Genomic DNA, 10,729 nt, shown 5'->3' with positions numbered 1-10,729 from the left:
ACGTCGTCGGCCCAGGGTCCCTCGTACGAGAACTCGTCGGACCACATCGTCCAACCGCCGATGGTGCGGTCGATGCCGCGGTCGACGTTCTTGGCGTCGGGGATGCGCAGGGGCTCGCCCTCGGTGGCGGCGATGACGAGCAGGTGCCGTGATCCTTCGGCGGTGGTGAAGCTGCCGTCGATGCTCGCGTTCTCGCTGTCGGGGTCGCCGTGCAGGCCGTGCTCGTGCCCGGTGACGGCGAGCGAGACATGTCCGATGCGCATGATCGAGAAGCCGTCGATGCGTTCGGTCCAGGGTGCGGCCGACCGCAGCATGGTGCCCGGTTGCACGCACCAGGCGAACTCGACCTCTCCCTGCACGCCGTCGACGCGTCGGGCCAGTTCGGCCCACGGCAGGCGTCCCGCGATGCCGGTGACCATCGCGTCGGTCACCGTCGCGACGCCGGTGTCGGTGGTGAAGGTCGTCTCGAGCACGTTCGTGCGCGGAATGTAGCGGCGCGTGACCGTGTACTCCCCCACCGGGGCGAGTTCGATGCATCCACCGGCCGACTCGTCGACCAGTCGCGCGAAGACGGGTCGCGAGTGGATGTTGGGCAACGGCAACCAGTCGACCGACCCGTCGAGCCCGATCAGCGCGACCGTGCGTCCGTCGCCGATGGCGGCGTAGTCACGGAGGGGCCGGGAGGGCGGCGGCGGAGTCGGGGGCACACGCTCACGCTAGGAACGGCCCCGAACGGTGGGGGCGGGGTTGCCCGATGGATGCCGAGCGGCTACGGAACGCCGGTTGTCCGGCCCCGCTAACCCGACGTCGCCACCCCCGCAACCCCCGCCGCCCGCCGACCCCGCGGCCCTAACGTCGCTGGTGACCGTGAGCGAAAGGAACGCGCATGTCCACCACCACCAAGGACGCCCCCACCAAGAACCGTCGTCGCCCCGCGCGCGGAGGCAGCGGTCCCGAGACCACCGACGAGCAGAACGCCGAGAAGGGCTTCCAGGCGTCCGAGCAGCTGACCGACGCCCTGCAGGCCGTGCTGGTCGACCTGATCGAACTGTCGATCCAGGGCAAGCAGGCGCACTGGAACGTCGTCGGCAAGAACTTCCGCGACACGCACCTGCAGCTCGATGAGATCATCGACGCCGCTCGCGAGTTCGGCGACGAGATCGCCGAGCGCATGCGTTCGCTGCACGCCCTGCCCGACGGCCGCAGCGACACCGTCGCCGAGACCACCACCCTGCCGGAGTTCCCGCAGGGCGAGGTCGACACCGCCGAGGTCATCGACCTGATCACCGAGCGTCTGGACGCCGTCGTCGGCACCGTCCGCGACGTGCACGACGACGTCGACGACGAAGACCCCACGAGCGCCGACATCCTGCACGGCGTGCTCGAGCGTCTCGAGCAGCTGTCGTGGATGGTCAGCGCCGAGAACCGCGTCGCCCGCAAGTCCTGAGCGCGATCGAACACACCGGATGCCGGGGCCTCAGCGCCTCGGCATCCGTCGTTCGAGGAGAACCCGTCAAAGCCGCAGCACCTCGGTGACCCGCACGATCGCGGTGCCCTCTTCTTCCGAGGCGGCGAGGTCGACCTCGGCGCGGATGCGCCAGTCGTGGTCGCCGGCGGGGTCGTCGATGGTCTGCTCGACGCGCCAGACGCCGTCCGACGCCGACGACTCGTCGATCTCGACGAGGGCCGAGGAGCGCGCCGCTCCCCCTGTCCCGATGGAGTCGTGCTCGTCGAAGTAGCGGTCGAGGACCCCGGGCCAATCGACCTCGGCGTCGAGTTCGACCAGCTCGTCGTCGCGCTGCAACGCCGCGAGCTGCACGCGGCGGAACATCTCGTTGCGCACGAGCACGACGAACGCGCGCCGGTTCGTGAGGATCGACGGCGGCGCCGGCGGGACGACCGGGGCGTCCGGGTCGTCTGCCGGATTGATGAGCTGTTCCCACTCGTCGACCAGGCTCGAGTCGACCTGCCGCACGAGCTCGCCGAGCCACGCGATCAGGTCGAGCAGGTCGGGCGTCTGCGCGTCGACCGGCACCGTCTGGCGGATCGCCCGGTAGGCGTCGCTGAGGTACCGCAGCACGAGCCCTTCGCTCCTGGCCAGCTGATACAGCGAGACGTATTCGCCGAACGAGCACGCGCGCTCGAACATGTCGCGCACGACCGACTTGGGCGACAGTTCGAAGTCGCGGATCCACGGCTGGCTCGAGGCGAACACCTCGTACGCCTGGGCGAGCAGCTCGTCGAGGGGCTTCGGCCACGTGATCTCCTCGAGCAGCTCCATGCGCTCGTCGTACTCGATGCCCTCGCGTTTCATCGCCGCCACGGCCTCGCCGCGCGCGCGGAACTGCTGCTGCGACAGGATCGGCCGCGGGTCGTCGAGGGTCGCCTCGATGACGCTGACGACGTCGAGTGCGTAGTGCCCCGTGCCCACCGACGAGGCCGGGGGCGCGGCATCCGGCCCCCTTCCGAGCTCCACCTCGGGGTCGAGCATCTCGATCGCGGCGAGCGCGAAGGGCGACAACGGCTGGTTCAGCGCGAAGTTCGGCTGCAGTTCAACGGTGAGCCGGATGCGTGAGGGGTCGGAATCTGTCGCTTGACCCCCCTCTGAAGCGACAGTTTTCGACCCCTCACGCGACGGCGGGACGACCTCTACCACGCCGGCCTGCACCAGCGTGCGGAAGATCGCGATGGCGCGGCGGGCGAGGTCGTACTGCCGGGCGCGCGGCTCGTGGTTGTCGAAGACGAGAGAGCGGACGTTGCCGAAGACGTCGCCGCCGCGCGCGATGACGTTGATGAGCATCGCGGCGCTCAGCTTCATCTGGGGCTGCAGCGGTTCGGGCTCGGCCGCGACGAGGCGGTCGTAGCTCTGCTCGGTCCAGTTGACGAAGCCCTGCGGCGCCTTCTTGCGCACGATCTTCTTCTGCTTCTTGAGGTCGTCGCCGGCCTTGAGGATCTGGGCCGCGTTCTCGATCTCGTGGTCGGGAGCCATGACGACCACCGTGCCCGCGGTGTCGTAGCCGGCCCGGCCCGCGCGACCGGCGATCTGATGGAACTCGCGCGCCGAGAGCTGGCGCATGCGGGTGCCGTCGTACTTGGTGAGCGCCGTCATGAGCACGGTGCGGATCGGCACGTTGATCCCCACGCCGAGGGTGTCGGTTCCGCAGATGACGCGCAGCAGGCCCCGCTGGGCGAGCGTCTCGACGAGTCGCCGATACCGCGGCAGCATGCCGGCGTGGTGCACGCCGATGCCCGCGCGGACGTAGCGCGAGAGCGTCTTGCCGAAACCGGTGGTGAAGCGGAAGCCTCCGATCGCCTCGGCGATCTCGTCGCGTTGCTCGCGCCCGATGATGCGGATCGACGACAGCGCCTGCGCCCGCTCCATCGCGGCGGCCTGCGAGAAGTGCACGACGTAGACGGGCGCCTGCTTCGTGTCGAGCAGCTCCTGCACCGTCTCGTGCACGGGCGTGCGGGCGTACTCGAAGTGCAGCGGCACGGGCCGCTCGACGCCCGTCACGCGGGCCGTCGGCCGCCCCGTGCGGCGGGACAGGTCGTCGGCGATGTCCTCGACGTCGCCGAGGGTGGCCGACATCAGGATGAACTGCGCCCGGTTCAGCAGCAGCAGCGGCACCTGCCAGGCCCACCCGCGGTCGGCCTCGCCGTAGTAGTGGAACTCGTCCATGACGACCTGGTCGACGTCGGCGTCGACCCCCTGTCGCAGGGCGAGGTTCGCCAGGATCTCTGCCGTGCAGCACACGATCGGGGCGTCGGCGTTCACCGACGAGTCACCGGTCACCATGCCGACGTTCTCGGCGCCGAAGATGTCGACGAGGGCGAAGAACTTCTCGCTCACGAGCGCCTTGATCGGCGCCGTGTAATAGGTGCGGCCGCCCCGGGAGAGGGATGCCGCGTGCGCGGCCACCGCGACGAGCGACTTGCCCGTACCGGTGGGCGTGGAGAGGATGACGTTCGCGCCCGAGACGATCTCGATGACGGCCTCGTCCTGCGCGGGGTAGAGCGTGAGGCCGCGCGAGGACGCCCACTCGACGAAGCCCAGGTAGACGGCATCCGGGTCGGCGCCGGCGGGCACACGGTCGAGGAGAGAGGTCACTGCTCCACCCTCTCATCCGCGGGGTGCGCGAGACCGCGCTTGCCGTGAGCGAACGTCAGCCGCGGTCGCTGAACACGCCGACGTTCTCGCCGTCGTAGACGAACTGCACGCTCGTACCGATCGGGAAGCGCTCGACGAACGCCGTGGGCATCCCCTCGGCGACGACGAACTCGACCGTGGCAGGAAACACCCCCGCCCCGCAGCCGCCGTACACGAAGTTGCCGCTCGGAGCCCGGCCGTCGTCGCGGCCCACCTCGTCCGAGTCGAGCAGGTACAGGCACGGGTTGCGGGTGTCGGTGGAGTCGGTGCGCGCGAGCGCCACGAAGGCCGTCACCCCGAAGTAGTCCTGAAACGCCCGCTCGGAGCCGGTGCGCTGACCGAACACCGCGGGGATGTCCGCCCCCGGATCCGGCGTGAGCGTGTCGACCTGCACCGCACCCGCAGCACCGGCGACCGGCACGAACGACACCCCCAGCGCGGTCGCCGCGCTGGCCAACGCCGTCACGGCGGCGAGCGAGACCGCCCACGCCCACACCCCGCGGCGCGAGCGCACGGTCAGTCCCGGTCGGCGCGGACGTTCGTCGACCCCGCCATCGTCATCGTCGTCGTCCTCGACCTCGGGACCGACGGATGCCACGGGCCCCGCGAGCGGAACGGGGGCCGGCGCGGGCGGGGGCGCGAGGGGCGCGGACCGCACCTGCTCTTCGAGCTCGCGCAGGCGGTCCCACGCAACGGGATCGTCGGAGAGGTCGGCGTCGGGGCCGTACGCCCGCGCGCGAAGGCGCTCGAGCTCGTCGCGCACACCGTCGTCCATTCTCAGAATGGTTCCACACCCCGACCGCCCCGGGGCCGTTCTCGGTACATGCGCGGGAATAGATTCATCTGCGCGGTGTTGCACCCGCTATGCGCTCCTTCGGCACACTCTCCTTCGGCCACTACGGCCCCCTCGGCGGCGGGCACCACCTGTCGGCCGGCGACTCGATGCTCCAGGCGATCGACCTCGCCCAGGGCATGGACGACCTGGGCGTGAACGGCATCTCGTTCCGCGTGCACCACTTCGCCCGACAGCAGGCGGCCCCGATGCCGCTGCTCGCCGCGATCGCCGCCCGGACCTCGCGCATCGAGGTCGGCACGGGGGTCATCGACATGCGGTACGAGAACCCGCTCATGCTCGCCGAGGAGGCGGCATCCGTCGATCTGATCAGCGGCAACCGGCTCGCGCTCGGCGTCAGCCGCGGGTCACCCGAGACGGTGCAGCGCGGCTACGAGGCGTTCGGATACACCGGATCGCAGGACCCCCGCGGCGCCGACATCGCGCGCGAGCACTTCGACCTCTTCTTGCGCGCGATCGACGGCGAAGGGTTGGCCGAGCGCGATCCGATGAGCCCCTTCGGCGGCGGCACGGGACTGCAGCGCATCGAGCCGCACTCCCCCGGACTGCGCTCGCGCATCTGGTGGGGTGCGGGCACCACCGCGACGGCGGAGTGGGCGGGTCGGCTCGGCGTGAACCTGATGTCGTCGACGCTGCTCACCGAGGCCGACGGAACACCCTTCGATCTGCTGCAGGCGCAGCAGCTCGACGCCTTCCGCGCCGCGTGGCGCGAGGCGGGTCACGCGGGAGAGCCGCGCACCTCGGTCAGCCGCAGCATCTTCCCGATCGTGACCGCCGAGGACGAGCTGTACTTCTCGGGCTCGGCCGGCAGCGACCAGATCGGCGTCATCGACGGCATGCGCTCCACGTTCGGCAAGACGTACGCGGCGACGCCCGACGTTCTCGTCGAGCAGCTGCAGAACGACGCGGCCGTGATGAGCGCCGACACGCTGATGCTGACGATCCCCTCGCAGATGGGCGTCGACTTCAACCTGCGCCTGGTCGAGAACTTCGCGAAGCACGTCGCTCCCGCCCTCGGGTGGCGCTCGACGCTCGCGACGGTCTGAGCGACACCTCGAACGGACCCGGATGCCGACGCCCTCGGCATCCGGGTCCGTTCGGTGTTCCGGTCGAGGCGTCTGCGTACCGCGGCTCGCCGCGGCTGTCTCAGACCCGAGAGCGGGCGACGGTCTGCGAGACGAGGTACTCGCCCCACGCGACGGCGTAGGCACCCAGCGACGCCCACACCCACGCGGATGACAGGACGCCGACCAGGCCCATCAGGGCCGCGACCGTGAGCAGAGACACGACGGCGAGCACGGGGACGGCCGCACGCGCACCGACCACCGCGCCACCCCCGCGCCAGATGACCAGCAGCGCACCCGCGGTCGCCACCAACAGGATGACGGGGGTGAACCAGGGGCCGAGGGCGCCCATCGTGATGGCGGCACCGATCCCCGCGATCGAGAGCGACGCGGTGCGGATCGCACGGGTGGACGCGGAGGTCGAGGCAGTCGAGATGGCGGGCTCCTCAGAAGGACGGGTGATGCACCCCAGCCTAGACAGCGCACCTGAGCCGGGACTGTCTACGGTGGGCGGATGAGCATCACCCTCGCGCGCATGGATCCGGCCGACGACGACGGCACCGGGCTCGCGGCGTTCTTGACGACGCAGGTCTTCCCCTTCCACGTCCGCGCGCGCTGGACGGCGACTGAGGTCCGCGCGTCCATCGACGACGGCGCGTGGCACGGCGACGCGGTCGCGACGTTCTGGATCGACGACGACCGGGACGGCCGTGTGGGAGTGATCCGGGTGGAGGATCTGCTCGACGCCACCGCGATGGTCGATCTTCGCCTCGCCGCCGCGTCCCGCGGGCGCGGTCACGGGACCGCCGCGTTGGAGGCCGCCACCGCGTGGGTGTTCTCGCATCACCCCGCGGTCATCCGATTCGAGGGTCAGACCCGCGAGGACAACGTCGCGATGCGCCGGGTCTTCGAGCGGTGCGGGTGGGTGCGAGAGGCCTTCTACCGCGACGGCTGGCCGGTCGAGGGCGCGGAGCCCGTGGCATCCGTCGCCTACAGCGTCCTGCGGCGCGACTGGGCGAGCGGCACCACGACGCCCGTGCCGCGTGGTCCCGAGGTGACCCTCACCGGAGAGCTGCGGTGCGTCCACGCCGCCGAAGCGGAGCGCGTGCACGCCCACCTCGCCGAGCACGTCGCCCTGACCCGCGCCGAGCCGGGATGCCTCTCGTTCGACGTGGCCCCGACCGAGAACGAGGGGGTCTGGCGGGTGTCGGAGCGCTTCGTCGACGAAGCGGCGTTCGACGCGCACCAGCGGCGTGTCGCGACGAGCACGTGGGGACGAGAGACCGCGGGGATCGAGCGCTCCTACGTCATCCGCGGCAGGGCTCGGGATGCCGAGAGCCTCACCGCCGCGGCCTGGTCCGCCGAGGAGCGTCTGCTGGACACGGGCGTGCGGGCCGACCCGCGAGAGGTGAACGCCCTGCTCGATCCCTCGTTCGTGGAGATCGGTCAGTCCGGTCGCCGGTGGACACGGGACGCGATCGTCGACGCCCTGCGGGACGACCCGGGGGCGGACGACGCTCCCGAGATCTGCGAGAAGGAGAGTCGCCTCGTCGGCCCCGACACCGTCCTGCTCACCTACCTGCTGCGGTTCGAGGACCGCTTCAGCCGCCGGTCGTCCCTCTGGCGGTTCGATCCCGCACCGCGGTGCGTGTTCCACCAGGGGACGCCGGTCGCCTGAGGCGTCAGCCGATGGTCGGGTAACCGGGGTGCTCGACGGGTGCGGGATCGGGGTGCACCGAACGGAAGGCGGCGAGGTCGCGGACGTTCTTCTGCACCGCGACGACCGCGAACAGGCTCATGGCGAAGCCGATGCCGTAGAACCCCTTCTCGGAGAGCAGCAGATCGGCGTTCCACAGTCCGGCGGACATCAGGGCCAGAGACACGAGCAGCATTCCCCACGCGACGCCGAGGTAGGCACCGGTGACCGGGATGTCCTCCGCGCGATCGCGGACCGCCTTCTGGACCGAGATCGCGGCGAAGAGGCCGAGGAGGAAGACCGCGAGGTAGAAGCCTTTCTCGGAGAGCTCCATCTGCGCGTTGTACAACCCAATGAAGTACACCGAGGCGCCCAGGCCCAGGGCCACCCATGAGGCTCCCACGAACGCTGCGGTCGGTCGGCCCAGCTGATGGTGCGTACGTACGTCGGTCATGTTCCACTCCTTCGTCGAGTCCCCCCACGGAGACATATGCCGTGGCCGAGAAGCTAGCGGAACGTGCATTCGACATTCGCTATGTGATTGAGATCTGTGGACAACGAGTCGAGGCTGACGACCAGACCCACACTGCTCGGGAGGGGTCTCGTCAGCCGGCCCGTCTCGCACCCGAAGCGATGTCGGAAGTCGCTGGGAGCATGTGTACATGAGCCCCTCCGCCGCCTCCCCGCACGAGGCGGACGACGCCGTGCTCGCCGACGCCGTCGCCTCCCTCGTACGGATCGAAGCCGCGATCTCCGCGCTCGAGGCGGAGCGGTTCCGTCAGTTGGCGCGGGCGCACGCCGTTGCGGTGGGCCGCACCGCACACCGACCCCGTACGGTGCAGGAGCGTGAACTCGCACTGCGCTCGATCGCGGCTGAGGTCGGCGTCGCGTTGCGGTGGCACGACCGCACGGCGCAGCGACGCATCACCGAGGCCGGGGTACTGGTGGAGGACTTCGCCACGACGGTGACCGCGCTCGTCGAGGCGAAGATCTCGGCGCGGCACGCCGACGTGATCCGCGAAATCGGCGCGCCCCTCCTCGAGCCACAGAGCCGCGACGAGTACGAGCGCCGCGTCCTGGCCCGCGCCGAAAACGACACGGTCGCCGGCACGCGCGCCTTCGCCCGGGCGGTCGCCGACGAACTCGAACCGCGGTCGATCACGGAGCGTCACGATGACGCGGTGCACCGTCGCCGCGTCTGGGTCGAGGACGACAGGGACGGGATGGCGCAGCTCGGCGTGATCGACAGTGCGACGAAGATCCGGGCGATGTTCGACCGACTCACGCGACAGGCGCGCGCCGTGCGCCGGGTCGCCGGTGCCGGGGGTGAAGAGAGTGGCGTCACCGACACCCGGTCGATCGACCAGACGCGCACCGACCTCCTGTGCGACCTCGTGCTCGGGGGTCGACCGGTCATCCATCCGACCCACAAGCACCTCCCGGGCGGCTTGGGCGCGATCCGGGCCGAGGTGTCGGTGGTCGTCCCGGTGATGACCGCCGTCGGCGCGAGCGAGCGCGGTGCGCTGCTCGACGGGTGCACCCCCGTCGACGCCGACACGGCGCGACGACTCCTGGCCGATGCGCCCAGGTGGGAACGCCTGCTCACCGACCCGGTCACGGGCGTGGCCCTCGGCGTCGACCGCTACCGTCCGACGCCGTCGATGCGTCGCTTCCTGCGCCTGCGGGACGTGCACTGCCGCTTTCCCGGATGCCGTCAGCCCGCCCGCCGCTGCGAGATCGACCACAATCTCGACCACGCGAAGGGCGGCCAAACCGCGCTGTGCAACCTGGCCTGCCTGTGCAAACGGCACCACGTCCTCAAGACCGAGACCCCCTGGACGGCCGCCCAGCAGCCCGACGGCAGCATCGTGTGGACCAGCCCCCTCGGGCGTCGCACCAGCGACCCACCCGAGCGTCGAGTCGCGTTCGCCGCCGACCCCGACCCCGGTCCCGGTCCCAATCCCGACCCCGATCCGCCGCCGTTCTGAGCTGGTTCGTTCCCCTCGTCGCGCCTGGCCGGGCCTGCCTCCGCCGACGGCGAACACCCTCGCCCCTCCCGCACCTCGGATGATTGGCTGGCGCGCATGCGACGCATCCTCATCCTCGGCGGCACCGCGTGGCTCGGCCGCGCCGTCGCGGCGAAAGCCATCGCGCAGGGCGCCGCCGTGACCTGCCTCGCCCGGGGCGCGTCCGGCGACGTCGCACCCGGAGCCCGTCTGATCCGCGTTGATCGCCACGACCCCGACGCCTACGACGCCGTGCGCCGCGACTGGGACGCGGTCGTGGAGCTCTCGTGGGAGCCGCGGTTCGTGGCATCCGCCCTCGACGCGCTCGCCGATCGAGCGGCGCACTGGACCCTCGTCTCGAGCGTCTCGGTGTATTCCCGCTCGGACATGCCCTTCGCCGACGAGACCGCGGAGCTCGTGAAGCCGGTCCATCTCGGACAGTACGCGGATGCCAAAGTCCACGCCGAACTACTCACCTCGGCCCGGCGCGGCGACCAGGCGCTCCTCGCGCGAGCGGGACTCATCGTGGGGCCGGGCGACCCCACCGACCGTTTCGGCTACTGGCCCGCGCGCTACGCCCGTGGCGGGCGGGTCCTCGCGCCCGAGGCGGCCGGTCGTCACGTCCAGGCGATCGATGTGGACGACCTCGCCGCCTGGATCGACCGCGCCGGCCGTACGGGCGTCACGGGCCCGGTCAATGCGGTCGGCGAGGCGCTGCCGCTCGCCGCGGTGCTCGCGGCAGCGCGCGACGCGGCCGCCCACGACGCACCCGGAACCGCGGTCGAGACCGTCACCCTCGACGACGACACCCTCGCCGCGCGGGGAGTCGCCTACTGGGCCGGGCAGCGCTCCCTGCCCCTGTGGCTGCCCGGGAGTGCGAGAGGCTTCGCCCGCCGCGATGACGCTGTCTTCGTGGCATCCGGAGGACGTCGCCGCTCTCTCGCCGACACGATGCGCCGCACG

10 protein-coding genes are annotated in these 10,729 nt (G+C 71.0%); 5 read left to right on the top strand and 5 right to left on the bottom strand.

Features of this window, described 5'->3' with window-relative positions:
* On the bottom strand, nt 1-707 hold a 707-nt coding region (locus QZ433_RS14045), incomplete at its 3' end, for a trehalase-like domain-containing protein (RefSeq protein WP_295784636.1).
* Between the two features lie 179 nt (nt 708-886).
* Here QZ433_RS14045 and QZ433_RS14040 point away from each other — a divergent pair.
* The gene (locus tag QZ433_RS14040; protein WP_116536354.1) at nt 887-1,447 is read left to right on the top strand and encodes a DNA starvation/stationary phase protection protein; all 561 of its coding nucleotides are present in this window, start codon (nt 887-889) and stop codon (nt 1,445-1,447) included.
* A 66-nt stretch (nt 1,448-1,513) separates the two neighbouring features.
* On the opposite strand, the gene QZ433_RS14035 is transcribed toward QZ433_RS14040, so the two are convergent.
* Together QZ433_RS14035 and QZ433_RS14030 are read right to left on the bottom strand one after the other, a co-directional pair.
* A complete protein-coding gene (locus QZ433_RS14035) occupies nt 1,514-4,108 on the bottom strand; it encodes an RNA helicase (RefSeq protein ID WP_295784633.1) in 2,595 nt (864 codons plus the stop codon).
* A 55-nt stretch (nt 4,109-4,163) separates the two neighbouring features.
* Nucleotides 4,164-4,922: a hypothetical protein gene (locus tag QZ433_RS14030; protein ID WP_295784632.1), complete on the bottom strand. Its 759-nt coding sequence runs from the start codon at nt 4,920-4,922 to the stop codon at nt 4,164-4,166.
* 89 nt (nt 4,923-5,011) lie between these two features.
* On the opposite strand from QZ433_RS14030, the gene QZ433_RS14025 reads away from it, so the two are divergent.
* Entirely contained in the window at nt 5,012-6,046 is a 1,035-nt protein-coding gene (locus tag QZ433_RS14025) for an LLM class flavin-dependent oxidoreductase (protein WP_295784630.1), read from the top strand.
* Nucleotides 6,047-6,146: 100 nt separating this feature from the next.
* On the opposite strand, the gene QZ433_RS14020 is transcribed toward QZ433_RS14025, so the two are convergent.
* Complete coding sequence (locus QZ433_RS14020) at nt 6,147-6,416, bottom strand: hypothetical protein (protein WP_295784628.1); 270 nt, start codon at nt 6,414-6,416, stop codon at nt 6,147-6,149.
* A 162-nt stretch (nt 6,417-6,578) separates the two neighbouring features.
* Here QZ433_RS14020 and QZ433_RS14015 point away from each other — a divergent pair, with 162 nt between their 5' ends.
* On the top strand, nt 6,579-7,742 hold the full coding sequence (locus QZ433_RS14015) for a GNAT family N-acetyltransferase (protein WP_295784626.1): 1,164 nt from the start codon (nt 6,579-6,581) through the stop codon (nt 7,740-7,742).
* 4 nt (nt 7,743-7,746) lie between these two features.
* Here QZ433_RS14015 and yiaA read toward each other — a convergent pair whose 3' ends face one another.
* A complete protein-coding gene (gene yiaA, locus QZ433_RS14010) occupies nt 7,747-8,214 on the bottom strand; it encodes an inner membrane protein YiaA (protein ID WP_295784624.1) in 468 nt (155 codons plus the stop codon).
* 208 nt (nt 8,215-8,422) lie between these two features.
* Between yiaA and QZ433_RS14005 the strand changes: the two genes are divergently transcribed.
* Both QZ433_RS14005 and QZ433_RS14000 read left to right on the top strand, forming a co-directional pair.
* The gene (locus QZ433_RS14005; RefSeq protein WP_295784622.1) at nt 8,423-9,748 is read left to right on the top strand and encodes an HNH endonuclease signature motif containing protein; all 1,326 of its coding nucleotides are present in this window, start codon (nt 8,423-8,425) and stop codon (nt 9,746-9,748) included.
* A gap of 96 nt (nt 9,749-9,844) precedes the next feature.
* On the top strand, nt 9,845-10,729 hold an 885-nt coding region (locus QZ433_RS14000), incomplete at its 3' end, for an NAD-dependent epimerase/dehydratase family protein (RefSeq protein ID WP_295784620.1).

The sequence above is a fragment of the uncultured Microbacterium sp. genome, assembly GCF_913776565.1.
Taxonomy (GTDB): domain Bacteria; phylum Actinomycetota; class Actinomycetes; order Actinomycetales; family Microbacteriaceae; genus Microbacterium.
The sequence above is the reverse complement of the archived record's forward strand: the minus strand, read 5'-3'. Positions and strand labels throughout refer to the sequence as shown.